Origin of the sequence: Streptomyces sp. CB01249, assembly GCF_001905735.1 — a bacterium.
Classification (GTDB): Bacteria; Actinomycetota; Actinomycetes; order Streptomycetales; family Streptomycetaceae; genus Streptomyces.
Genome location: NZ_LISW01000002.1, coordinates 595124 through 619909 on the forward strand (window position 1 = coordinate 595124; position 24786 = coordinate 619909).

General features: G+C 73.8%; 20 protein-coding genes and 1 riboswitch. Of the genes, 11 read left to right on the plus strand and 9 right to left on the minus strand.

Translation table 11 applies throughout. The features are described from left to right. The first annotated feature begins 86 nt into the window (after positions 1-86). From AMK18_RS11215 to AMK18_RS11225, 3 genes are all read left to right on the plus strand, one after another. Complete coding sequence (locus AMK18_RS11215) at positions 87-842, plus strand: SAM-dependent methyltransferase (protein ID WP_073862675.1); 756 nt, start codon at positions 87-89, stop codon at positions 840-842. Between the two features lie 146 nt (positions 843-988). Beyond that, entirely contained in the window at positions 989-2254 is a 1266-nt protein-coding gene (locus AMK18_RS11220) for a hypothetical protein (RefSeq protein WP_037785661.1), read from the plus strand. 92 nt (positions 2255-2346) lie between these two features. Beyond that, entirely contained in the window at positions 2347-2868 is a 522-nt protein-coding gene (locus AMK18_RS11225; protein WP_073862676.1) for a DoxX family protein, read from the plus strand. Here the strand turns inward: AMK18_RS11225 and AMK18_RS11230 are convergent. Further along, positions 2775-3038 carry a hypothetical protein gene (locus tag AMK18_RS11230; protein WP_073862677.1) on the minus strand — a complete coding sequence of 88 codons (264 nt, stop codon included), beginning with the start codon at positions 3036-3038 and terminating at the stop codon, positions 2775-2777. The two genes, AMK18_RS11225 and AMK18_RS11230, sit on opposite strands and share 94 nt — an antisense overlap. After that, complete coding sequence (locus tag AMK18_RS11235) at positions 3025-4335, minus strand: PspC domain-containing protein (protein WP_073862678.1); 1311 nt, start codon at positions 4333-4335, stop codon at positions 3025-3027. Before AMK18_RS11235 ends, AMK18_RS11230 begins: the two co-directional genes overlap by 14 nt. 198 nt (positions 4336-4533) lie before the next feature. On the opposite strand from AMK18_RS11235, the gene AMK18_RS11240 reads away from it, so the two are divergent. After that, entirely contained in the window at positions 4534-5832 is a 1299-nt protein-coding gene (locus tag AMK18_RS11240) for an ATP-binding protein (protein ID WP_073862679.1), read from the plus strand. Next, the gene (locus AMK18_RS11245; RefSeq protein WP_018101140.1) at positions 5816-6520 is read left to right on the plus strand and encodes a LuxR C-terminal-related transcriptional regulator; all 705 of its coding nucleotides are present in this window, start codon (positions 5816-5818) and stop codon (positions 6518-6520) included. The genes AMK18_RS11240 and AMK18_RS11245 overlap by 17 nt, the downstream gene beginning before the upstream one ends. A gap of 13 nt (positions 6521-6533) precedes the next feature. Here the strand turns inward: AMK18_RS11245 and AMK18_RS11250 are convergent, their stop codons facing one another. Continuing rightward, positions 6534-7295 (minus strand): GNAT family N-acetyltransferase, encoded by a 762-nt coding sequence (locus tag AMK18_RS11250; protein ID WP_073862680.1) that lies wholly within the window; start codon positions 7293-7295, stop codon positions 6534-6536. A 42-nt stretch (positions 7296-7337) separates the two neighbouring features. After that, positions 7338-8384, minus strand: coding sequence for a C40 family peptidase (locus AMK18_RS11255; RefSeq protein ID WP_018101138.1), 1047 nt, complete (start codon positions 8382-8384; stop codon positions 7338-7340). Positions 8385-8693: 309 nt separating this feature from the next. Here AMK18_RS11255 and AMK18_RS11260 point away from each other — a divergent pair, with 309 nt between their 5' ends. Continuing rightward, positions 8694-9047, plus strand: a complete 354-nt coding sequence (locus tag AMK18_RS11260; protein ID WP_073862681.1) for a hypothetical protein — start codon at positions 8694-8696, stop codon at positions 9045-9047. A 58-nt stretch (positions 9048-9105) separates the two neighbouring features. Here AMK18_RS11260 and AMK18_RS11265 read toward each other — a convergent pair whose 3' ends face one another. After that, complete coding sequence (locus AMK18_RS11265; protein WP_073862682.1) at positions 9106-10260, minus strand: C40 family peptidase; 1155 nt, start codon at positions 10258-10260, stop codon at positions 9106-9108. Continuing rightward, positions 10259-10409: riboswitch (cyclic di-AMP (ydaO/yuaA leader) on the minus strand. Its footprint overlaps the gene before it by 2 nt. Before the next feature lie 161 nt (positions 10410-10570). Between AMK18_RS11265 and pcrA the strand changes: the two genes are divergently transcribed. After that, a complete protein-coding gene (gene pcrA, locus AMK18_RS11270; RefSeq protein ID WP_073862683.1) occupies positions 10571-13009 on the plus strand; it encodes a DNA helicase PcrA in 2439 nt (812 codons plus the stop codon). 57 nt (positions 13010-13066) lie between these two features. Here pcrA and AMK18_RS11275 read toward each other — a convergent pair whose 3' ends face one another. Both AMK18_RS11275 and AMK18_RS11280 read right to left on the minus strand, forming a co-directional pair. After that, positions 13067-14482, minus strand: a complete 1416-nt coding sequence (locus AMK18_RS11275) for a M23 family metallopeptidase (protein ID WP_073862684.1) — start codon at positions 14480-14482, stop codon at positions 13067-13069. 199 nt (positions 14483-14681) lie between these two features. Continuing rightward, positions 14682-15527 (minus strand): esterase/lipase family protein, encoded by an 846-nt coding sequence (locus tag AMK18_RS11280; RefSeq protein WP_073862685.1) that lies wholly within the window; start codon positions 15525-15527, stop codon positions 14682-14684. Positions 15528-15853: 326 nt separating this feature from the next. Between AMK18_RS11280 and AMK18_RS11285 the strand changes: the two genes are divergently transcribed. Next, positions 15854-16267: a cobalamin B12-binding domain-containing protein gene (locus AMK18_RS11285; RefSeq protein WP_073862686.1), complete on the plus strand. Its 414-nt coding sequence runs from the start codon at positions 15854-15856 to the stop codon at positions 16265-16267. A 574-nt stretch (positions 16268-16841) separates the two neighbouring features. Here the strand turns inward: AMK18_RS11285 and AMK18_RS11290 are convergent. Together AMK18_RS11290 and AMK18_RS11295 are read right to left on the minus strand one after the other, a co-directional pair. Then, positions 16842-18506: a DUF5691 domain-containing protein gene (locus AMK18_RS11290; RefSeq protein ID WP_073862687.1), complete on the minus strand. Its 1665-nt coding sequence runs from the start codon at positions 18504-18506 to the stop codon at positions 16842-16844. A gap of 29 nt (positions 18507-18535) precedes the next feature. Continuing rightward, positions 18536-19924, minus strand: a complete 1389-nt coding sequence (locus AMK18_RS11295) for an SWIM zinc finger family protein (protein WP_241836540.1) — start codon at positions 19922-19924, stop codon at positions 18536-18538. Between the two features lie 128 nt (positions 19925-20052). On the opposite strand from AMK18_RS11295, the gene AMK18_RS11300 reads away from it, so the two are divergent. Genes AMK18_RS11300 through AMK18_RS11310 form a run of 3 tightly spaced genes read left to right on the plus strand, consistent with a single transcriptional unit; the run spans position 20053 to position 24724 of the window. Beyond that, positions 20053-21165: an ATP-binding protein gene (locus AMK18_RS11300; RefSeq protein WP_018101129.1), complete on the plus strand. Its 1113-nt coding sequence runs from the start codon at positions 20053-20055 to the stop codon at positions 21163-21165. Beyond that, positions 21162-23522 (plus strand): DUF5682 family protein, encoded by a 2361-nt coding sequence (locus tag AMK18_RS11305; protein WP_073862689.1) that lies wholly within the window; start codon positions 21162-21164, stop codon positions 23520-23522. The genes AMK18_RS11300 and AMK18_RS11305 overlap by 4 nt, the downstream gene beginning before the upstream one ends. Beyond that, the gene (locus AMK18_RS11310; RefSeq protein ID WP_018101127.1) at positions 23519-24724 is read left to right on the plus strand and encodes a vWA domain-containing protein; all 1206 of its coding nucleotides are present in this window, start codon (positions 23519-23521) and stop codon (positions 24722-24724) included. Before AMK18_RS11305 ends, AMK18_RS11310 begins: the two co-directional genes overlap by 4 nt. The last annotated feature ends 62 nt before the right edge of the window (positions 24725-24786 follow it).

The following is a 24786-nucleotide window of genomic DNA, read 5'->3' on the forward strand; positions in this document are numbered from 1 at the left end:
ACAGGCCCGCCGCAGGCGCACCCCCCCACCCGCGCACCCTGAAAACGCGTGGCGGCCACGGACCGCCCATGACAGGCTCCGCCCCCATGTCCGCAGAAGAAATCCGCCCCCTGATGTCCGCCCCCCACAACACCCACCTGACCTGGAACACCCCCCTCTCCACCCACCACGCCACCCACCTGATCACCGCCTGCGCCCCACCCCCCACCGCCCGCATCGCCGACCTCGGCAGCGGCTGGGGCGAACTACTGATGCGCCTCGTGGAGTCCGCCCCCGGCAGCACCGGCGACGGAGTCGAGACCGACCCGGAGGCCACCGCCCGCGGCCGCGCACTCGCGGCGGACCGCGGCCTCGCGGAGCGCGTACGGTTCCACGAGGTCCCCGCCGCCGAGTGGCCGGAGAAGGACTACGACCTCGCGGTGTCCATCGGCGCCTCGCACGCCTGGCCCGGCGGCACCCCCGAGGCCCTGGCCGCGCTGCGGGCATCCGTACGGCCCGGCGGCCGGGTTCTGTTCGGCGAGGGCTTCTGGGAACGGGAGCCGGACGACGCCGCGCTCGCCGGGCTCGGCGCCGAACGCGAGGACTTCGGCTCGCTGCTCGACCTGATCCGGCAGGCCGAGGCGGCCGGGCTGCGGGCACTTCAGGTGACCGCCGCCGACCAGCGGGAATGGGACCTCTTCGAGTCGCACGCCAACATCGGCCGGGGCGAGCGCTGGGCCCTGGCCCACCCGGAACACCCCCTGCGCGACGGGGTCGTCGCCGCCGTGGACGAGCGGCGCACCGGCTACTACGGCGGCTACCGGGGCACGTTCGGCCTGGCCTACCTCGTGCTCAGCACCTGAGCGGGTATCGAACACGCTGACGAAGGCACCCCTCCGGTGCGCCCCGATGCGGCACCCCTCCACCCCGTACGGCACAATTCGCAGCGTTCACAGACGAGTTGACCCGCCGACGGCGGCAACAGGGGCGGGAAAGGGCGGCGTTCTCCGTGGCGTTGGACGAGGCACGACAGGGCGCGCACGGCGGCGGCTGCACCTGCGGGGACTGCCCGCACGGGGCGCGCCAGGGACACCGGCGCGCGGTGGCCGCCTTCCTGGCCAAGCGCGACGAGTTCGCCGCCGGACAGGGGCTGCCCGCCGGGGTCGCCCAGTCGGCGTCCGCGACCCGGCAGTGGGTCTCCGACGAGCTGACCGAGTCCGCGCGCGAGGTGGCCGACCGGGGCCGCGAGGCCGGGGACGCTTGGCTGTACCGGGTGTGGCAGCGCACCCTGGTCGTCGTCTGGGGCGGCCTCGCCGTCCTCGCCCTCGCCGAGGCCGCCACCGCGATCGGGGCGGGCTGGACCCATGCCCGTACCGCCGGACTCGTCGCCGGCCTGGTCACCGCCGGGTTGCTGACCGCCGCCGCGCACGTCCACCGGGCCCGCGGCGGCCTCCTCGCCCCGCTGATCGGCGAGGACAACCGGCTCTCCACCTCCCGCGCGGTCGCCGCGTCCTGGGTGCTGCTCGCCGTGTTCTCCGTGCTCGTCCTCGCCCTGGAACTGGCCGCCGCCTCCGGGCACGCCCGCCGCGACGAGCTGATCGACGGCCTGGACCTGGCGCGCGGCGCCGGGATCGTGGCGGTGCTCGCGCTGGTGTGCGCCGTGGCGGTCGCCGTGCGCCGGGTGGTGAGCGTACGGGTGCTGTCCGGGCGGCTCCAGAAGCTCCGCGCCGACCGGCCGCGCGCGGCGGACCTGCTCACCGACGACTCGGGGCGCGGCGGCTTCACGGACGTGCAGTACGTGCTGGTGTCCACGGTCGCCGTGGTGTTCGCCGCCGTCCGCCTGGCCCGCAGGCCCGAGCAGCTGCCCGACCTGCCGTGGGGCCTCGCCCTCCTGGTGGCCGTTTCGGCGGCCGTCTACTTCACCGGGAAGTTCGGCGAGGGCGGCCGGCCCGTCGTGCTCTCGGTCGTCCGGTCCCGCGAGGCGGGCGACCTGGACGCGCCGATCCGGACCGGGGACGACATCGAGATCCGGGGTGCCGGATTCGTGCCGCCGGGCGCGGGGGCCCCGGACCGGCTGGCCCGGGTCGTGGTGCGGATCGGGACCGTGCACGTCCATGTCCCGCTGGTGCCGGTCCCCGGTGGCTTCGCGAATCCCTCCGACACGCTGCTGACCGTGCCGGTGCCGGTCGAGGTGGAGCCGGGCGTGGTCGAGGTGCAGGTGGTGACGGCCGCGGGCACGGAGACGGCCCCGGTCGCCATCGACGTCACGGACTGACCCCTTCCGGAGCCCTCCGCTCCGTTCGTACGTAAGGTCGGGTGACGGGCCGTACGGTCCGGCGACGCACGGCCGCGGAAGGCGGGAGCAGCATGTACGGGTACGGCGGTAACGGGCGGGGCCTGGGGCGCGTCCAGGGCGAGGGCAGCAGCCTGCGGGACCTCGCGCGGGAGCACGCCCTGCTGCCGCTGCGGATCTTCCTCGGCGTCACCTTTGTGTACGCCGGGCTCGACAAGCTCACCGACAGCGCCTTCTTCCACGCCACCGGGCCCGGGTCGATCGGCGAGCAGATGCACGCCGTCCGCGACTCCGCCGCGATCCCGGGCCTGGTCGACCTGGCGCTGCACAGCCCGTCCGGCTTCGGTTACGCGATCGCGTTCGGCGAGCTGGCCGTCGGCATCGGCACCCTCCTCGGCCTGTGGGCGAGGATCGCCGCGCTCGGCGGCGCCCTCATCTCGCTGAGCCTGTGGCTCACCGTCAGCTGGCAGGTCTCGCCGTACTACCTCGGCAACGACCTGATCTACCTCATGGCATGGCTGCCGCTGCTGCTGGGCGGGGCTCCGTCGCTCTCGCTGGACGCGCTCCTCACCGCGCGCCGCCGACGGATCCGGTAGCCGATCCAGGTCACCCACGCGGCCGTCCACAGCCCGCCGGAGAACAGCACGATGAAGAACTGCGGCGGGGCGTCCCAGGCGCCCGCCGCGTCCGCCGCGTATCCGGCGGCCAGGGCCAGCATCACCAGGCCGGAGACGGCCCGCCCCGGCCGGAACTCATGACGCGGCACGGTTGACCTCCACCTGTCCGTAGTCCACTTCCAGATCCAGGTCGATCGTGCCGCCCGGGGTGCTGCCCTCGGCCGGTGACAGCGTCTTGCGCTGGTCCTGCGTGGCGCGGATGTCCAGATCGCCCTTGCGGTGGCCGTCCACCACCACGAGCGCGCCGAACCGGGTCCGCGCGTGCACCCGGACGGTGACCTCCGGCGGGACGTGCACGAGCACCCGGCCCGCCCGGGCCTCCACCCGGGTCCTCACGGTCTTGCCCTTCGGCACCGTGATCCGTGTCAGGTCCAGCTCGGCCTGGCCCGAGCCGATCGCGTACAACGGCTCGACCGCGGCCACGGACGCCGGGCGCCACTCCTCGCGCACCCAGTGCGTGCCGATGTCCTTGGGCAGCGAGGCGGCGCCCACCAGCAGCCCGGACGTGATCATCGCCAGCAGCAGGGTGCCGAACCCGGTCCGCCCGATGAACGCGCTGATCAGGATCGCCAGCCCGAACACCCCGAGCGCGGCGGCGAACCCGACCTCCAGGCTCGTGCCCATCGGCTCGGACCCCCAGGTCAGCCCCGTACCGAGACCGCCCGCGAGCAGCGCGCCGAGGAACGCCGGGCCCGCGAGGGACCGCGGCCCCCGCACCTCCCGAGACCGGGGCGGCGGTGGGCGGAACGGCGCGTCCGGCGTCGCCCCGCGCGGCTCGCCGAGGACCGCCGCGTCGTGCGGTCCCCACAGGTAGCCGATCGCCACCTTCCCGGTCGAGCCGTCCTTGACTATGGGGTCGCGCCACCACGACGGCCACGACAGCACCGGCGGCGCCTTCACCTCGGGCGGCGCCTCCGACGCCGCCTGCGCGGCCGCCTGGTGCAGCGGGTCCTCCGGATCGGCCCTCTTGCGCGCCTGCGTCCACATGGAGAAGCCGACGACCGCGAGCGACAGCATCGCGGAGAACGCCAGCGTGCCGCCGTTGCCAAGCATCGACAGGAAGAGACCGCAGCCGATCAGCGCGCACAGCACCGCGCTCAGCGACGCCAGCTCGACCCGGCCCGACAGCAGCCGCCGCGCCTCGTTCTCCTCCTCGCCCTCCGCCGGGATCAGCAGCCAGGCGAAGCCGTAGAAGATCAGCCCGAAACCGCCGGTCACCGACAGCACCCCGAGCACGATCCGGAAGATCACCGGATCGACGTCGCAGTACCGGCCCATCCCGCCGCACACCCCGGCCACCACCTTGTGCCGCGGGCTGCGGTGCAGGCGCGGAGCGGGGTCCGGGGGAGGTGCGGCGCCGGGCGGCGCGTCCTGGGGAACGGTCATGACTCCATGGTGACGGCCCCCGCGCCCCACCGGCACCCGCCCCGACCCTGGCCGGTCCCTGATATTGCCCCGCCCGCCTCTCAGGGATGCCGGACCCCGCCTCGGGCCCTCACCCTGCCTCGCGTCCCGGCCGTCTCAGGGTCGAAGTGGGGGCCGACCCTGATGCCCTCGTCCGTACGGGCATGTGACGATCGGACCATGCCAGCCGCCACCACCCGAGCCGCAAGCTCCCACGCCCCCGACCCGGAGGAGCCTCCGCTGCGCAAGCTGTACCGCAGCGCCGACGGCCGGCTCCTCGGCGGAGTGGCGCGCGGGCTCGCGGGACACCTCGGACTCCCGGTCGCCTGGCTCCGGTTCGTCTTCCTCGGTCTGTTCTTCGCGGACGGCCTCGGCGCCCTGCTCTACGCGGTGTTCTGGATCGTGGTCCCGCTCGGCGTCGGCGGTGTGGACGGCCCCCGATCCGTCTTCGAGACCGCCCCCGACGGCACCCGCCGCCTCCGCAAACCCGACAAGGGCCAGCTCTTCGCCCTCATCGCGCTGCTCGTCGGCGCCTTCATCTTCGTCGGCAACGTCGACATGGGCAGCAAGGCCGACCGCTACATCTGGCCCAGCCTCCTCATCGGCGCGGGCTCCGTCCTGGTCTGGCGCCAGGCCGACAACGCCCGCCGCGCCCGCTGGATGGAGGTCGGCCGCCGCCGCCGGGTCCTGCAACTGGCCCGCGCCCTGGCCGGAGTCGCCCTCGTCGGCCTCGGCCTCGCCGTCTTCATGGTCGTACGCGGCTCCGCCGCCCAGCTCGGCAACGTCATCACCGCCGCCATCGCCGTGCTCACCGGCATCGCGCTCCTCGCCGGCCCCTACCTCGTCCGCATGACGCAGGACCTCTCCGAGGAACGCCTCATGCGCATCCGGGCCCAGGAGCGCGCCGAGGTCGCCGCCCACGTCCACGACTCCGTCCTGCACACCCTCACCCTGATCCAGCGCAACGCCGACGACGCCGGGGAGGTCCGCAGGCTCGCCCGCGCCCAGGAACGCGAGCTGCGCAACTGGCTGTACAACCCCGAGGGCACCGGCAAGGACGAGGACGACGAGCCGGAGACCCTGGCCGAGGCCGTCAAACGGGCCGCCGCCGAGGTCGAGGACAAGCACGGCGTCCCTCTGGAGGTCGTCGTCGTCGGCGACTGCCCGCTGGACGAGAAGCTGGCCGCGCAGATGCAGGCCGCACGCGAGGCGATGGTCAACGCCGCCAAGTACGGTGGCGAGGGAGGCGCCGTCCAGGTCTACGCGGAGGTCGAGGGCCGCACGGTCTTCGTCTCCGTGCGCGACCGGGGCCCGGGATTCGACCTGGACTCCGTACCGGGGGACAGAATGGGCGTACGAGAATCGATCATCGGCCGGATGCAGCGCAACGGCGGCACGGCCCGGCTGCGTTCGGTGCCCGGCGGGGGCACCGAGGTCGAGCTTGAGATGGAGAGGACGAGCGATGAACGGGACCAGTGAGGCGACCGGGGGCCAGGAGAACCCGGAGCGCCGGGTACGAGTCGTGCTCGTCGACGACCACCGGATGTTCCGCACCGGCGTACAGGCCGAGATCGGCCGCACCGAGGAGACCGGCGTCGAGGTCGTCGGCGAGGCGGCCGACGTCGACCAGGCGGTCACCGTCATCACGGCGACCCGCCCCGAGGTCGTCCTCCTCGACGTCCACCTCCCCGGTGGCGGCGGCGTCGAGGTGCTGCGCCGCTGCGCGCCCCTGATGGGCGCCGCCGAGAACCCGGTGCGCTTCCTCGCGCTCTCCGTGTCGGACGCCGCCGAGGACGTCATCGGTGTCATCCGCGGCGGCGCCCGGGGATACGTCACCAAGACGATCACCGGCACCGACCTGGTCGATTCGGTCTTCCGGGTCCAGGACGGCGACGCCGTCTTCTCTCCCCGCCTGGCCGGCTTCGTCCTCGACGCCTTCGCCTCGACGGACGCGCCCCCGGTCGATGAGGACCTGGACCGGCTGACCCAGCGCGAGCGCGAGGTGCTGCGCCTGATCGCCCGGGGCTACGCGTACAAGGAGATCGCGAAGCAGCTGTTCATCTCGGTGAAGACGGTCGAGTCCCACGTTTCGGCGGTGCTGCGCAAGCTCCAGCTCTCCAACCGCCACGAACTGACCCGCTGGGCGACGGCGCGACGGCTGGTCTGAGGGCTTTTTCGGATCAGGACGGGTCGAGCGAGATGTTCAGCTTCTCGCCGATCCTGCGGTACCCGATGGAGGCGTAGATCCGCTCCACGTCGGCGTCGCCCGGCTCCAGCCACACCACCCGGCAGCCCCGGTCGAACGCGGTGCGCGTCAGATGGGCGGAGAGCGCGGCGCCGATGCCCCGGCGGCGGAAGTCCGCGCCGACCGCCAGGCCCGCCAGTTCGCTGAGCCCGTCCACCGGGACCGAGCAGCCGCCCGCGCCCGCGGGTACGCCGCCGACCGTCGCGAGCGCGGCGACCCCGCCGCCGGCCACCGCGTTGCGCAGCCACTCGACCGTGCCGTCCTCGGGCTCGCCCTCCCCGCCGTAGCCCAGGTGCTGGACGAGCGCGGCGGCCGCGAACTCCGGGTCGGTGGCGGGCTCGGCCATGACTAGGTCCGCGACCGGCTTCGGGTCGGTCAGGTCGCCGGGGGCGCAGGCGAGGATCGGCGCCCGGTTCTCGACGGTGAACCCGGCGGCGAGCAGCGCCGGTTCGACGGCGGGCGCCCAGCCGGGCAGGAACTCCAGGCGGGGCATCCGGTCCCGCTCGCGGAACGCCGCTATCAGCGCGTCGAGTTCGCCGGGCGTCGGCTCCGCGTCCTGGTCCGGGATCGCGTAGTTGGCGTACTTCAGCGACCAGTTCGGGTTGTAGCGGATCACGAACGGCCCCACCCGGACGTGGTCCGGGGAGCGCAGCGTGAGCGTACGGGCATGGGTCTGGACGTCGGCGTCCATCGGCATGTGCGGGTGTCCTTCGGGCCGTTGGCTTCGGAGGGCCGGAGCCTATGCCACCCGGGTCGCCCCCGCGAAAGGCATTTCGTCGATGGGCGCGATCCGGACCGGCGCCCCGGGACGCGGCGCGTGGATCATCCGGCCGTTCCCGATGTACAGGCCGACATGGCTGATGCCCGAGTAGAAGAACACCAGGTCCCCGGGGGCCAGCTGGGAGCGCGGCACCCGCTGCCCGGCGTTGATCTGCGTGTACGTGGTCCGGGGCAGCGAGACCCCGGCGGCGCGCCAGGCGGCCTGGGTCAGCCCGGAACAGTCGAAGGAGTTGGGCCCGGTCGCGCCCCACACGTACGGCTTGCCCAGGGAGTTGTACGCGAAGGCGACCGCCTGGGCGGCGCGCGCGTTGGGCGCGGCGACGGCGGCGCGGGGCGCGCCGCGGTCCGCGTGACCGGCCCCGCGCCCGTCCTCGGAGGCGTCGTAGGAGGCGCGCTCGGCCGGGGTGAGGCGGGCGAGCAGGCGGCGGGCCTCGGCCAGCTTGGCGCGGACGGTCGCCCGGTGCTCCTTCAGGGCGGCCTGCCGGGAGGCCAGCTCGGTGAGCTTCCCGGCCGCCTCGGCGCGTACCTGGGCGATCTCCGCGACCTGGCGGCGCACCGAGCGCACCTCGGTGGCCCGGCGCTCACCGGCCCGCTCCGCGTAGGTGGCGCGGCGCAGGTACTGGTCCGGGTCGGAGGAGAGCGCCAGCTGCACGGAGGGGTCGATCCCGCCGGACCGGTACTGCGCGGCGGCGTACGCGCCGAGCACGTCGCGGGCGGTGTTGAGGCGGGCGGTCCTGCGGGCGGCCTCGTCGCGCAGGGCGTCGACCGACTTGGCGGCGGCGGTCGCCTCGGACTTCGCGCCGTTGTACTTCTCGGTGGCGACCTCCGCCTCCCGGTACAGCCGGTCCACCTGGGCCTTGACCTGCTTCGCGGTGGGCGCGGGGTCCGCGTGCGCGGCTCCGGGCAGCACGGCGGCCGTCGCGGCTCCGGCGACGGCGAGGGTCGCCGCGGTGCGGGCCGCGGAGGCGGTGGTGAGGCGCTGCCTGGGTTTGCGATGCGCTGCCACGGGGGCGGGCGTCCTTCCGTGCGACGGCCCGACGGGGTATACCGGCGGGCTTCTCCGGTGGTCGGCGAGGACGGTTCCTCTGCCACGGCCACCGGGAAGGGACGCTAATCCGAGGTCACGGGAAGGTGTCGTTATGACGGTTATTGCCCGCTCTTGGCGTGGCATTGTCGGTGAATGACCGCACATGAAGCCTGAGTGACCGGGAAAAGGGCTACAGAATCAGGCAAAAAGTGCATTCATCATTCAAGCGGCCCGTAGGCCCCACCCTGCCCGGAGCGGTCCGGGGAGAGGGTTCTAGGGTGCGGAACCATGCGCGTACTCATCGATTTCGTCGTCGCCCTGCACATCATCGGCATCGCCGCCCTGCTCGGCGGCTTCCTCGGCCAGATGAAGGCGATGAAGGCCGGCACCGCCCGCTTCGTCCCCGGCATGCTGCACGGCGCGCTGACCATGCTCGTCACCGGTGTCGCCCTGGTCGGCCTGGACCAGGCCGACGACCACCCCGTGAACAACGTCAAGATCGGCATCAAGCTGCTGTTCCTCGTCGTGATCCTGGGGCTCGTCTACGTCAAGCGGGACGAGGAGAAGGTCGAGAAGGGCGTCTTCGCGGCGGTCGGCGCGCTGACCCTGGCGAACATCTTCATCGCCACGCTCTGGACCTGAGCGGCGGACGCGCCCCGAAAGCGGGGGCCGGCCCGCGCGGGCCGGCCCTCCTCCCCGGTCAGGCGGGGCGCACACTCCCGTAGATCGGCATGTAGTAGATCGACTCCTCGCGCACGTTCGCCCCGGGCTTCGGCGCGTGGATCATCATTCCGTCGCCCTTGTAGATCCCGACGTGGCTGATGTCGTCGTAGAAGAACACCAGGTCACCCGGCTGCAGATCCGCCGTGGCGACCCGCGTCCCGACGTTCACCTGGTCCCAGGTCGTACGGGGGATGTCGACGCCCGCCGCCTTCCAGGCCGCCTGGGTCAGCCCCGAGCAGTCGTACGAGGCGGGGCCGGTCGCCCCCCAGACGTACGGCTTGCCGATCTGGGCGCGGGCGAACGCGAGGACCTTCTCCGCCTTCGTGGAGGCGCTGCTGCCGGACCCCGTACCGGAGCCGGAGCCCGAGCCCGTCTCCGTACCGCTGCCGCCCGACTCCTTGGCCTTCCGCTCGGCCTCCTTCTTGGCGGCGGCCTGCTTCTTCGCCAGCTCCGCCGCCTTCCGCTTGGCCTCCGCCTCCTTCTTCCGCTCCAGCTCCGCCAGGCGCGCCTTCTCCTCGGCGGTCAACTTCGACAGCAGCGTCCGGGCCTCGGTCAGCTTTGTCTGGACGTCCTGCTTGCTGGTGCGCAGCGCGGCCTGGGACTCGGTCAGCGTCTCCAGGCTCTCCACGGCCTCGGCCCGCTGCTTGGACACCTTCGCCTGCTGCGTACGGAAGTTCGCGACCGCCTGCTGCTGGCGCTCGGCCATGCGGTCCATGAGGTGGGTCTGGTCGAAGAACGACTGCGGGTCGTCGGCCAGGAAGAAGGTCGCGGTCGGCGCGAGGCCGCCGTTGCGGTACTGGGCGGCGGCGTAGTTCCCCAGCGTCCTGCGGGCGTCGTTCACCTTCTCCGTGCGCTTGGCCACCTCGTCCAGGAGCGCGTCGACCTTGGACTTCTGCTTGTCCGTGGCCTCCTTGGCCTGGTTGTACTTCTGGGTCGCGTTGCCGGCCTGCCGGTAGAGGTCGTCCACCTTCTTCTGGACTTCCTCGATGCTCGGCTTCGGCGCGGGCGCGGCCATCGCGCTCTGCGAGGACAGCAGGGTCACCGAGGCCAGCGCGGCCGAGGTCAGCCCGACCGCGGGGACGGTGGAACGCACCCGGGGGCGCGGTTTGCGATGCGACGCCAAGGCCGGCATCTCCTTCCGTGGACCGCCTACCGGGTTAGCTGTCGGGTTCGGGCGGAACGGAAGGCTGCCCTACGGTCCGGTGGGGAAGGACCGATTCACCCCGGTACTGCGTGTGGGTCCCCGGTTCCGGGCGGGCCCGGATTCGGCGTGGCGGCACGCTCGGCGTAGGTCGCCTCTGGGGGTACGGGCCGTCCGAACGTGCACGCTAGCCAACGCATGGGGCCGCTGTGAAGGTTGGTGTGCGATATGCCCGATACATTTCCGTGACCTTTTCGGAGCGGGGCCGGGTGTCAGTCGGGCGCCTTAGACTCGGACAGCGATGAGCAGCCTCTTTGACGACAGTTTCCTGGCCGGCCTCCAGCAGGAGGAGGACGCGGCCCCGCCGCCCCCCGAGGACCCCGCACCCGAAGCGGTGCCGGAGGACCTGTTCGCGGGCGTGTTCGACGGGCCCCCGCCGCCCCGTGACGCGTACTACCGCGACGGCGCGCACCGCCCCGTCATCGACCCCGAGGCGCTGCTCGACGGGCTGAACACCGAGCAGCGCGCCGCCGTCGTGCACGCCGGGTCGCCCCTGCTCATCGTCGCCGGCGCCGGTTCCGGCAAGACCAGGGTGCTCACCCACCGCATCGCCCACCTGCTGGCCGAGCGGGGCGTCCACCCCGGCCAGATCCTGGCGATCACCTTCACCAACAAGGCCGCCGGCGAGATGAAGGAGCGCGTCGAGCAGCTGGTCGGGCCCCGGGCCAACGCGATGTGGGTCATGACCTTCCACAGCGCCTGCGTCCGCATCCTGCGCCGCGAGTCCAAGAAGCTCGGCTTCACGTCCTCGTTCTCGATCTACGACGCGGCCGACTCCAAGCGGCTCATGGCCCTGGTCTGCCGCGATCTGGAGCTGGACCCGAAGCGCTACCCGCCGAAGTCCTTCACCGCCAAGGTCTCCAACCTCAAGAACGAGCTCATCGACGAGGAGACCTTCGCCGGACAGGCCTCGGACGGCTTCGAGAAGACGCTCGCCCAGGCGTACGCGATGTACCAGGCCCGGCTGCGCGAGGCCAACGCGCTGGACTTCGACGACATCATCATGACGACGGTCCACCTGCTCCAGGCGTTCCCCGACGTCGCCGAGCACTACCGCCGCCGCTTCCGGCACGTCCTCGTGGACGAGTACCAGGACACCAACCACGCCCAGTACACGCTGGTACGCGAGCTGGTCGGCCCGGCCGGTCCGGAGAACGCGCCCGCCGAGCTGTGCGTCGTGGGTGACGCCGACCAGTCGATCTACGCCTTCCGGGGCGCGACCATCCGCAACATCCTCCAGTTCGAGGAGGACTACCCGGACGCGACGACGATCCTCCTGGAGCAGAACTACCGCTCCACCCAGACGATCCTGTCCGCCGCCAACGCGGTCATCGAGCGCAACGAGAGCCGCCGCCCCAAGAACCTCTGGACCAACGCGGGCACCGGCGCCCGCATCACGGGCTACGTCGCGGACACCGAGCACGACGAGGCGCAGTTCGTCGCCGAGGAGATCGACCGCCTCACCGACGCGGGCGACGCCAAGGCCGGCGACGTCGCCGTCTTCTACCGGACGAACGCGCAGTCCCGTGTCTTCGAGGAGATCTTCATCCGCGTCGGCCTGCCCTACAAGGTCGTCGGCGGCGTCCGCTTCTACGAGCGCAAGGAGGTCCGGGACGTCCTGGCCTACCTGCGGGTCCTCGCCAACCCCGAGGACACCGTCCCGCTCCGCCGCATCCTCAACGTGCCCAAGCGCGGCATCGGCGAGCGCGCCGAGGCCATGATCGACGCGCTCTCGCTGCGCGAGAAGATCACCTTCCCGCAGGCGCTGCGCCGCGTGGACGAGGCGTACGGCATGGCCGCCCGCTCCGCCAACGCCGTCAAGCGGTTCAACACGCTGATGGAGGAGCTGCGCACGGTCGTGGAGTCCGGCGCCGGTCCCGCCGTGGTGCTGGAAGCGGTCCTGGAGCGTACGGGCTATCTCGCCGAGCTCCAGGCGTCCACCGACCCGCAGGACGAGACCCGCATCGAGAACCTTCAGGAGCTCGCCGCCGTCGCGCTCGAATTCGAGCAGGACCGGGGCGAGGAGGAGGGCGCGGGCACGCTCGCGGAGTTCCTGGAGAAGGTGGCGCTCGTCGCCGACTCCGACCAGATCCCCGACGAGGACACCGACGGCTCCGGCGTCATCACGCTGATGACCCTGCACACCGCGAAGGGCCTCGAATTCCCGGTCGTCTTCCTGACCGGCATGGAGGACGGCGTCTTCCCGCACATGCGGGCGCTCGGCCAGGTCAAGGAGCTGGAGGAGGAGCGCCGCCTCGCCTACGTCGGCATCACCCGCGCCCGCGAGCGGCTGTATCTGACCCGGGCTGCCATGCGCAGCGCCTGGGGCCAGCCCTCGTACAACCCGCCGTCGCGGTTCCTGGAGGAGATCCCGGACCAGCACCTGGACTGGAAGCGGAAGGGTCCGATGGCCGCCCCGGCGGGCCCCACCTCGGGCATCACCTCGTCGCTCTCCGCCTCCCGCGCCCGCTCCGGCCCCTCCGGTTTCGCGACCCGGCGGACCTCGGACAAGCCGACGATCACGCTGGTGGCGGGCGACCGGGTCACGCACGACCAGTTCGGTCTGGGCACGGTGACGGCGGTCGAGGGCGTCGGCGACCAGGCGAAGGCCACGGTCGACTTCGGCGACGACCGCCCCAAGAAGCTGCTCCTGCGGTACGCGCCGGTGCAGAAGCTCTGAGACACGCGTCACGGCCGGAGCCCCCGAGGCCCCGGCCGTGACGACGGTCGTGTCGGGTCAGGTCGGGTTGATCCCGTGGCTGCGCAGCCACGGCAGCGGGTCGATCGCCGCCCCGCCGCCCGGCCGCACCTCGAAGTGCATGTGCGGGCCGGTCGAGTTCCCGGAGCTCCCCGAGTACGCGATGACGTCACCGGCCTTGACCGGGCCCGAGCGGATACGGGTGCTGCTGAGGTGGCAGTACCAGGTCTCCGTGCCGTCGGCCATGGTCACGATGGCCATGTTGCCGTAGGCGGTGTTGTACTGCGTGCGGACCGTGCCGTCGGTCGCCGCCATCACCGGGGTGCCGTACTGGACGGGGAAGTCGATGCCCGTGTGCACGGACATCCAGTTGACGCCCGCCTGCCCGAAGTAGGCGCTCAGCCCGTGCTGCTTGACCGGCATCACGAACTTGGGGCGCAGGGCCTCCTTGCGGGCCGCCTCCTCCTCGCGCTTCTTCTTCTCGGCGGCCTGCCGCTCCTTCAGGTCGATGCGTTCCTGGGTGCGGCTGGCGCGGTCCGCGAAGTTCTCCGCGTCGGCGCTGAGGTTGGCGAGCTGGGTGTCCAGCTCGTTGTTGGCCGCGACCGGCTTGACCGTGCCCGGGTCGGCGGCGGCCATGGTGGTGGTCGCGTCCTTCTTCGTCTCGTCGCCGCCCATCCCGCTCACGGAGGCGGCGGCGATCCCGGCCACGCTCATCACGCAGGCGGAGGGAACAGCGACGGTGAGGAGTGCGGAGCGCTTCGCGGGGGAACGCCTGCGGCTGCGGCCGCCCCGGCGGGGCTCGGCGGGGGCGAGATCGGGGTGCGGCTCGGGGGCCTCATCCGGCTCGGTGCCGTCGGCGGCGCGGCGGTGGGGCTCGTACGGGTCGTAGTCGCCGTTCTCGTACGACTCGCCGTTCTCGTACGACTCGTAGGTCTCGTACGTCTCCGAGGGCTCCGGCTGTTCGGCTTCGTTCGAGGCGGCCGGGCTTTGCACATTTTGCTCTTCGTGCCCGGGCGTGGCGCCGGTGTTCCAGGCGGTGGCGTCGTACACGCCGGTGTCGTACGTCCCCGTGTCGTCCGAGGGCCACGCGGGGGCGGCGGCGGTCCAGGTGGTGGTGTCCCACTGGCCGGAGGAGTAGCCGTCCGGCAGCCAGGCCGTGGTGGTGTCGTACTGCGCGGTCTCGTACTGCGGGTGCTGCTGGGCCTGGTAGCCGTGGTGCGCGCCCGTGTCCCACTGGGTGGTGTCGTACGCGCCGTAGGCGGTCTCGCCGCCGGTGTACGGGATGCCGTAGCCCTGTGAGGTGTCGTACGAGGCGTCATAGGCGCCGTCGTAGCCGGCGCCGGTGCCGGGGAGGGCGCCGAAGAGCGGGTCCGTTTCGAAGCTGCCCGTGTCGAGGCTGCCTGTGGAGTAGCCGTCGTATCCGGCATACCCGGCGTGGGGGTGCTGGTCGTTCACCAACTTCTCTCTCGCCTCGGCAGCAGGACCAGGTTCCGGGGGCGTGGGGTACCCCGGGAGAACTGGCGGCGACTGTACCCGGCGGTATCCGCCATCGACAATCTTCGACGGCGCCGGGACGCGCGGGAAAACGGGCAATCGGCCGTCTTTCGGCGGCGCCCGCACAGAGCCTTGGCTCTATGTTCGAAGTTTGTTCGGTTTAGGCGGCGGGGGTGGAGCGGGTGGTTCCGGGGGCGGTCCCGGGGGCCTCCCGGGCGGGCTCCGCCTCGTCCAGCGCCTGCCGCACGGCCGCCGCCACGGCCGGGTGCACCGGCAGCGCGAGGTGGCCGATGCCGGTGACGCGTACGTTGACCGCGTCCAGATCCGGGTGGTCGACGCAGGCCGCCTCGGCGGGGACGATCACCCGGTCGAGTTCGCTCCAGAAGCTGACGAACCGGGTACGGCAGCCGGGCGCGGGCAGCCGCAGCTCCTCGACGGGGGCCGAGCCCTGGCGCATCTGCCGCACGATGGGCAGCGCCCCGGCCAGCGGGGCGACGGCGGTCCCGGAGTGCGGCGTGCCCAGCGTGACGAGGGTCCGCACCCGGCGGTCACCGGCCAGCCGCTGTACGTAATAGCGGGCGATGAGGCCGCCCAGGCTGTGGCCCACGATGTCCACCCGGGGGTGGCCGGTGCGCGCGCAGATCTCCTCGATGTGCCGGTCCAGCAACTCGGCGGCCGTACGGATGTCGCTGGTCAGCGGGGAGTAGTTGAGCGATTCCAGATGGAGCCAGCCGTGCCGGGCCAGGGAGCGGCGCAGCAGGACGAAGACGGAGCGGTTGTCGATGAAACCGTGAAGAAAGACGACGGGTGGCCGGTCGGTGGGCGTGATGTCCGGGCGGTCGACGGGCTCGGCGCCCTCGTCCGCCGGGGCGCGGCCCGGGTGGCGTTCACCGGCGATCCCGGTCGGATACAGCAGGGCGTGCCCGGCGAGCACGAAGAGCTCCAGCGCGGTCGCTCTCAGCAGTGCGGTCGGCGGGGCGGGGAACGGCAGGCTGGGGGTCTTCATGGTCGGCCTCCTGCTCCGGACGGGCGCCGCGCCGACGGAGGCCCGGGCGGAGCGCCGTATCGGAGGCGACCCGCGCGGACGGAGGCCCGTACCACCGTGCCGTGCGGCTGACGGCGCGGTGATACGGCGACCCGGTGCGGCTCCCCGGGCGCCCGCCCCACCCGGCGAAACCGCCGGAGGGTCAGGGGTGGATGCCCGTGAACAATGTCCCATGTGTGATTTCCCCCTCCCGGCTCACCGCGAAACGGCGGCTTGCGGGATGCTGTGGATAACGTTCGTTCACATCCCCGGCCCTTCAGGCACGGGAGACGCATGTGGAGGCAGTGATGGGTGTGACCGGTCCGATCCGTGTGGTGGTGGCGAAGCCGGGCCTCGACGGCCATGACCGCGGGGCGAAGGTGATCGCGCGGGCGCTGCGCGACGCGGGTATGGAGGTCATCTACACCGGCCTGCACCAGACGCCCGAGCAGATCGTGGACACGGCGATCCAGGAGGACGCCGACGCGATCGGCCTCTCGATCCTCTCCGGCGCGCACAACACGCTCTTCGCCAAGGTGATCGAACTCCTGAAGGACCGCGACGCGGCGGACATCAAGGTCTTCGGCGGCGGCATCATCCCGGAGGACGACATCGCCCCCCTGAAGGACCAGGGCGTCGCGGAGATCTTCACCCCGGGCGCGACGACGACGGCGATCGTCGACTGGGTCAACGCGAACGTCCGCCACCCGGCCGAGGCGTAGGGCGCCGGGGGCGCCGGGGCGCCGGAGGCGCCGGGCTCTGGGGGCGGCCGGGTCCGGGGGTCGCCGGACGCGCCGGGTCCGGGGGCGGCCGGGGGTCGCCGGGCGCGGCCGCCCGAGCACCCCGTGCCACGGCGCGCGCGGGCTGGTCCGGGCTCGCCGGGCGTCGGTGCCGCCGTCGCCGGAGCGGGGTGTCGGCGCCGGTTGAGCGGGTGGGCAGCCCGGGCTCGGGGCCGCGCGGGGGTGTCCTGGGACCGGCCGGGCCCGTGCGTCCCGGGCTGTTGGGGCACGTCGGGCCCGCCCCGGGCCGCGACCTCCGCGCCCGCGCGTTCCGGGTTGCCGGGCGCGTCGCGCGCATCCCGGGCGCCCCGGGCCGCGCGTGCCGCGCCCCGCGTTCGGGCCTGCCACGCGCGTCGCGCCCGCCCCGGGTTGCCGGGTGTGTCGCACCCACCCCGGGCCGCACGTGCCGCGCCCCGCGCCGGGCGTGCCGCGCCGGGCGTGCCGCCCCGCGCCGCGCGGGCGGTTCGTGTCGGCTCCGTGCCCGGGCGGAGCCGGCGCGGGCCGCCCGGGCACGGGGTCACCCCATCGGAACCCCGGACAGCTCGCTGTCCATCGTGGCGCGCAGGCGCAGCGTGGAGACCAGGCGCTGGAACGCCTCCGTCCAGTAGCCGTTCGCGCCGGGGGAGGCATCCGCGGGTTCGGCCGGGGTGGTGGTCAGGACCTCCAGGCGGGCCGCCTCCGCCGGGTCGAGGCAGCGTTCGGCCAGCCCCATGACGCCGCTGAAGCTCCACGGGTAGCTGCCCGCGTCCCTCGCGATGTCGAGCGCGTCGACCACGGCCCGGCCGAGCGGCGGCGCCCACGGGACCGGGCACACCCCCAGCAGCTGGAACGCCTCCGACAAACCGTGCGCGGCGACGAAATCCGCCACCCAGACGGCCCGTTCCGCCGGAGGCAGCACCGCCAGGAGCTTCGCCCGCTCGGCGAGCGACGCCGTACCGGGGCCGTTCGACGGGGGCGTCGACGGCGGACCCAGCAACGCCCGCGCCCACGCGGAATCCCGCTGCCGCACGGCGGCCCGGCACCAGGCCGCGTGCAGCTCCTCGCCCCAGCCGTCCGCCACGGGCAGGCCCACGATCTCCGCCGCGTCGCGTCCGCCGAACCGCGCGGACCAGACGGAGAGCGGGGTCGCCTCGACCAACTGCCCCAGCCACCAGGACCGTTCGCCCCGGCCGGAGGGCGGGAGCGGCACCACCCCGTCGCGCTGCATCGCCTCGTCGCACTCGTGCGGCGCCTCCACCGCGACGAACGGCGCGTCCCCGGTGAGCCCCGGGCTCACGCAGGACAGCGCCCGGTCCGCCATCCGCCGGGCCAGCGCCGAACCGGGCAGCGCGGACAGCAACTCGGCCGCCGTCGCCCGGACATTGCGGCTGCGGTCCGCGAGCGCCCGCTCGAGGAACTCCTCGTCGGCGGCGGACAGCCCGGTGCGCAGCGAGTCCACGAACATCAGCCGGTCCTCGGCCCGTTCCGTCTTCCACGTGGTGGCCAGCAGGGCGCGGGCCGCCTCCGCGTCATGCGCCCGTACGGCCCCGAGCAGCGCGATCCGTTCCGCGAACAGGCCCTCCTCCCAAAGCCGTTGCACCGCCTCCGCGTCGTCCGGCGAGGGCAGCAGGGCGCTGCCGGACGCGCCGCGCAGCGCGAACTTCCACTCCGGGTTGAGACCGGCCAGCCACAGGCCGCGCGGCCCGGCGAACTCCAGGGTCTGCGGGCGCAGATCGGTGCGGGCCCGGGCCGCGTCCAGCAGGGCGGGCAGCGCGGAGTCCGGTGCCCGGTAGCCGTGCACGTTGGCGGTGGCCAGCCACTGCGGGATCAGCTCCGTCAGGTCCGGGGCCGCGCCCCGCCTGCCGCCGGAACCCGCCGCCCGGTCCGCCAGGAGCTGGGCCAGCCGGCCCCGGGCCGCTTCCGGCAGGGGCGGCCGGGGGTCGTCGGGCGCCACGGCGGGGCGCGGGGACGCGGCGGCGGGCAGCAGTCCCGCTCGCCGCCGCACGGTGTGCAGCGCGGCGGCGTCCAGCAGTGCGGCGGCCGTGCCGTCCGGGCCGGTGCCGGACGCGCCCCCGGGCGGCCGCCGGTCCGTGCCGAGCAGGGCCGAGGTGACCAGCTCCTCCCACGGCACGGAGGCGAGCGCGTCGGACGCGGTGGCCGCGCCCGCTGTCGGGGTGGCGGCTGGTGTGGTCGTACGGGACATCGCCCCTCCTTCGGAGCCGGACTACGGGGTCAGATGAGCGTGACGGTCTCGACGGGGGCACCCGTCCCGCCCGCGGGCCACGCCGCCAGCGGGTCGAAGCCCCGGTGGCCGCACTCGCCGAAGACCGTGAGCGGGGCGCCGCCCGAGACCGCGACGAGCTTCCAGAGCGACGGGCGGTTCAGCGCGGCGGGGGTCACGGGCAGGGCCTCCCGGCCCTCCGCGTCCACCAGTTGCCAGCCGTCCGGGGACGGCACCGGTATGACGTCGCGCAGGGTCACCGGCCAGGACTCCGCCCACGGGTCCTCGCCCAGGGCCCGTCCGTACGCGGCGATCGCCTCGGCGACCGTGACACCCGGCGGAGGCGTCACGGCGGGCTCGGGGACGCCGAAGCGCTCGCCCAGCTCGGCCCGGAGCTGCCCGGACCCCGGATGGGGCGTCAGCCCGGCGTCGATCGTGACGCCCACGGGCAGTGCCTGAGCAGGGGAGCGGCCCGCCGCCCCGAAGGACAGCAGCAGCGCGGTGCGCCCCGACTCCTCCCCGTACAGCCAGATGCGGCGGGTGACGATCTTGCCCTCGGGTGTGTCGTACTGGGCGAGGACCAGCCAGCGGTCGCGGACCGGCGGGCCCTCCGGGGAGGCCGGCAGCCCCACCCGGGTGCGGACCGTGGCCGCCAGCGCGGGCGGCAGTCGGTCGCGGCCCAGCCAGGCCGAGTCCAGCAGATGGAGCAGCGCGCACTCCTCCAGGAGCCGCACCGGCCAGCCCGGACCGGACGCCGGGACGGCGCCCAGCTCCCGCACCCGGCCCGCGAGACCGGGCGCCTGCGCGTCGACCATGCGGGCCGCCGTCTCCTCCCACAGCCCGTAACCCGACTGCTCGGCCGCCGCGAGACCGCCCCGCAGCAGGTCGGTGAGCCGCTGCTCCAACTCCCGCGCGCCGCCCCCGATCCGCTCGGCGCGCTTCTTCGCCCGCTTGCGCGCGGCCTCCGGATCGGCGGGCCCCGCCCCCTCACCCCCGGCGGGCCGCGCCTTCGCCTCGGCACGGGCGCGGCGGCCGTCCAGCCACTCCCGCGCCCAGTCCGGCGGCGACCCGGCGGGCACCGCCGCATCGTCGGCGGCGCGGAGCAGCAGCAGCCCCAGCGCGTGTTTGCACGGGAACTTCCGGCTGGGGCAACTGCACTTGTACGCGGGACCGGTGGTGTCGACCACCGTCCGGTACGGCTTGCTTCCGCTGCCCTTGCACAGCCCCCAGACCGCACCCGTCCCGTCCCACCCGGTGTCCGACCAGGAGCTGGCCGCACCGAGCTTGTTCCCCGCCTTGCGTGAGGCGTCGTCAGGAGCCAGGGCCAGTACCTGCTCCACCGTCCAGCGCGCGGCCGAGGCAGCGGCGCCCAAGGGTTCTCCCCCGTCAGTCAGCAGCATGCCAACGACGTTAGGCCGCCCCACTGACAATCGCCCTGACCTGTGCAAAGGCCGAATTGTCAGTGCCATGGTGCACGGTGGAACCACATCCGGCCGACCGACCTGGCGACCGATCCGGAGGGGGATCCATGACCGTGTCCGAAACCACCGAAGCAAGCACTGGCGAGGCCCTGCGCCCGCATGCCGAGGACGCCTTCGCCGACGAGCTGAAGGCGCTCGCGGCGGCCGACGACCGCCCCAGGCCCGAGCGTTGGCGCCTGTCGCCCTGGGCCGTCGCGACGTATCTGCTCGGCGGCACCCTGCCCGACGGCACCGTCATCACACCCAAGTACGTGGGCCCGCGCCGCCTCGTCGAGGTCGCCGTCACCACGCTCGCCACCGACCGGGCACTGCTGCTCCTCGGCGTCCCCGGCACCGCCAAGACCTGGGTCTCCGAGCACCTGGCCGCCGCCGTCAGCGGTGACTCGACGCTGCTCGTCCAGGGCACGGCGGGCACCCCGGAGGAGGCCGTCCGCTACGGGTGGAACTACGCGCAGCTGCTCGCCAACGGCCCCAGCCGCGACGCGCTCGTGCCCAGCCCGCTGATGCGTGCCATGGCCCAGGGCATGACCGCCCGCATCGAGGAACTGACCCGCATCCCCGCCGATGTGCAGGACTCGCTGATCACGATCCTGTCCGAGAAGACCCTGCCCCTGCCCGAGCTGGGCCAGGAGGTCCAGGCGGTGCGCGGGTTCAACGTCATCGCGACCGCCAACGACCGCGACCGGGGCGTCAACGAGCTGTCCAGCGCGCTGCGCCGACGGTTCAACACCGTGGTCCTGCCGCTGCCCGCGACCCCGGAGGCGGAGGTCGACATCGTCTCCCGCCGCGTCGACCAGGTCGGCCGCTCGCTCGATCTGCCGCCCGCGCCCGACGGCCTCGCCGAGATCCGCCGCGTCGTCACGGTCTTCCGCGAACTGCGCGACGGCGTCACCACCGACGGCCGCACCAAGCTCAAGTCCCCCTCGGGCACGCTCTCCACGGCCGAGGCCATCTCCGTCGTCACCAACGGCCTCGCCCTCGCCGCCCACTTCGGGGACGGCGTGCTCCGCCCCGGGGACGTCGCGGCCGGCATCCTCGGCGCGGTCGTCCGCGACCCGGCGGCGGACCGGGTGATCTGGCAGGAGTACCTGGAGACCGTGGTCCGCGAGCGGGACGGCTGGAAGGACTTCTACCGCGCCTGCCGGGAGGCGTCCGCATGACCGGCACCCGCGCCGCGGGGCCGCTGCTGCTGGGGGTGCGGCACCACGGCCCCGGCTCGGCCCGCGCCGTCCGCGCCGCCCTCGACACGGCGAACCCCCGGGCGGTCCTCATCGAGGGCCCGCCCGAGGGCGACGCGCTGCTGCCGCTCGCGGCCGACGAGGAGATGCGGCCCCCGGTCGCCCTGCTCGCCCACGCGGTGGACGACCCCGGCCGGGCCGCCTTCTGGCCGTTCGCCGAGTTCTCTCCCGAGTGGGTCGCGATCCGCTGGGCCCTCGCCCGGGAGGTGCCCGTCCGCTTCATCGACCTGCCCGCCGCGCACTCGCTCGCCATGGAAGCCGACGACGCCTCCCAGGAGGAGCCCGACGAACGACCCGTCCCCGTCGACCCGATCCGGGTGCTCGCCGAGACCGCCGGGTACGACGACCCCGAGCGCTGGTGGGAGGACGTGGTCGAGCACCGCGTCCCCGGCAGCGGCGAGGCGGCCGGACCGCTCGCCGCGTTCGCCGCGCTCGGCGAGGCGATGACCGCGCTCCGCGAGGCGTACGGGGACGGCGGTCATCCCCGGGACGCGGTGCGAGAGGCGTACATGCGTATCCAGATCCGTACGGCGAAGAAGGAGTTCGGCGACGACTTCGCCGTGGTCTGCGGCGCCTGGCACGTCCCCGCACTCCTTACGCGGACGACGCTCACCGCCGACCGGGCGCTGCTCAAGGGCCTGCCCAAGGCCAAGGCCGAACTGACCTGGGTGCCCTGGACCCACCGCAGGCTCGCCCGGCACAGCGGATACGGCGCGGGCATCGAGTCGCCCGGCTGGTACGAGCACCTCTTCGCCGCCCCGGACCGCCCCATCGAACGGTGGATGACGAAGGTCGCCGGACTCCTGCGCGACGAGGACCGGTTCGTCTCGTCCGCCCACGCCATCGAGGCCGTCCGGCTCGCCGAGACGCTCGCCGCGATGCGCGGCCGCCCGCTCGCCGGGCTCAGCGAGACGACTGACGCGATCCGGGCCGTCATGTGCGAGGGCTCCGACGTGCCCCTCGCGCTCGTCCACGATCGCCTCGTCGTCGGCACCACGCTCGGCGAGGTCCCCGACACCGCCCCCGCCGTCCCCCTCCAGCGCGACCTGACCCGGCAGCAGCGCACCCTGCGGCTCAAGCCGGAGGCCGACGAGCGGGAGATCGAGCTCGACCTGCGCAAGGACACCGACGCCGCCCGCAGCCGCCTGCTGCACCGGCTCCGCCTCCTCGGCATCGCCTGGGGCGAACCGGCAACGGGCCGGGGGAGCACCGGCACCTTCCGGGAGAGCTGGCGGCTGCGCTGGGAGCCCGAGCTGTATGTGCGCGTCGCCGAGGCGGGCGTCTGGGGCACCACCGTGCTCTCCGCCGCCACCGCCCGCGCCGAGTCCGACGCCCTGACCGCCACCGCGCTCGCCGAGGTCACCGCGCTGGCCGAGCACTGCCTGCTCGCCGACCTGCCGGACGCCCTGCCGGTCGTGATGCGGGCCCTCGCCGACCGCGCCGCGCTCGACTCCGACGTCGGACACCTCGCGGACGCCCTCCCGGCCCTGGCCCGCACCCTGCGCTACGGAGACGTCCGCGCCACGGACACCACCGCCCTCGGCGAGGTCGCGGCGGGCCTCGCGGAGCGGATCTGCGTCGGCCTGCCCCCCGCCTGCACCGGGCTCGACGCCGAGGGCGCGGAGGCGCTGCGCCGCCAGGTGGACGGCGTCCACACCGCGATCGGGCTGCTCGCGGGAGCCGTCCCTTCGAGCGCGGACGGCCTGCGGACGCGGTGGCGCGCGGTGCTGCACAAGCTCACCGTCCGGGACACCGTCGCGGGCGTCATCCGGGGCCGGGCCGCCCGCCTGCTCCTGGACGACGGCCACCTCGACCAGGAGGCCGCCGCCCGGCTGATGGGCCTCGCCCTCTCCCCGGGCACCCCGCCGCCCGACGCGGCCGCCTGGATCGAGGGCTTCGTCGGCGGGGCGGCGGGCGGCGGGATGCTCCTCGTCCACGACGAACGGCTGCTCGCCCTGGTGGACTCCTGGCTCACCGCGGTCCCCGCCGACACGTTCACCGACGTGCTGCCCCTGCTGCGGCGCACCTTCTCCGCGTACGAACCGGGCGTCCGGCGCACCCTGGGCGACCTCGTCCGGCGCGGCCCGGCCCCCGCCGGGGCGACCGGGGCCGGCTCCCCGTCGGGGGCGGGCGCGACGGCCCCGGGCTTCGGGCCGGTCCTGGACGCGGCCCGCGCGGACGCGGTGGTCCCGGTCCTGCGCCTGCTCCTCGGCCTGGACGAGCGCCCCGCGACGGCCCCCGCGCACCACGACGACACACCCCTGGGGGAAACGGCATGACGGTCAAGGACACCGCCCACGACGAACGGCTGCGGCGCTGGCGCCTGGTGCTGGGCGCCGACAGCGAGGAGAGCACCGGCCGCGCGCTCACCGGCCGCGACGCCGCGATGGACCAGGCGCTCACCGCGCTCTACGAGAGCGGGGGACGGCCCGGCGGCCGGGGCGGCGGCGGGCGCTCGGCCGGACTCGGCGCCTCCGCGCCCTCCGTGGCCCGCTGGCTCGGTGACATCCGGACGTACTTCCCCAGCTCCGTCGTCCAGGTCATGCAGCGCGACGCGATCGACCGCCTCGGGCTCTCCGCGCTCCTGCTCGAACCGGAGATGCTGGAGGCCGTCGAGGCCGACGTCCACCTCGTCGGCACGCTGCTCTCGCTCAACAAGGCCATGCCCGAGACGACGAAGGAGACCGCCCGGGCCGTGGTCCGCAAGGTGGTCGAGCAGTTGGAGAAGCGGCTCACCACCCGCACCCGGGCCACGCTCACCGGCGCGCTCGACCGGTCGGCGAAGGTCACCCGGCCCCGCCACCACGACATCGACTGGAACCGCACCATCCGGGCCAACCTCAAGAACTACCTGGAGCTGCCCGGCCGGGACGGCGCCGGGACGATCGTGCCCGAACGGCTCATCGGCTACGGCCGGGCCGCCCAGTCCGTGAAGAAGGACGTCATCCTCTGCATCGACCAGTCGGGCTCGATGGCCGCCTCCGTGGTCTACGCGTCGGTGTTCGGCGCGGTGCTCGCCTCGATGCGCTCCCTCCAGACCCGGCTGGTCGTCTTCGACACGGCGGTGGTCGACCTCACCGACCAGCTGGACGACCCCGTGGACGTCCTGTTCGGCACCCAGCTCGGCGGCGGCACCGACATCAACCGCGCCCTCGCCTACTGCCAGTCCCGGATCACCCGGCCGGCCGACACCGTCGTCGTGCTCATCAGCGACCTGTACGAGGGCGGCATCCGCAACGAGATGCTGAAGCGGGTCGCCGCGATGAAGGCGTCGGGGGTGCAGTTCGTGACGCTGCTCGCGCTCTCCGACGAGGGCGCCCCGGCCTACGACCGCGACCACGCGGCGGCGCTGTCCGCCCTCGGCGCCCCTGCCTTCGCCTGTACGCCGGACCTCTTCCCGGACGTCATGGCCGCCGCGATCGAGAAGCGCCCGCTGCCGATACCGGACCCGGAGAACGCCCCCACCAGTGGGAATCTGTGACCGTAATCACCGCCCAGGTGTGATCTGCGATTTAGGGTCACACCGGCCTCGGGGATAACCTG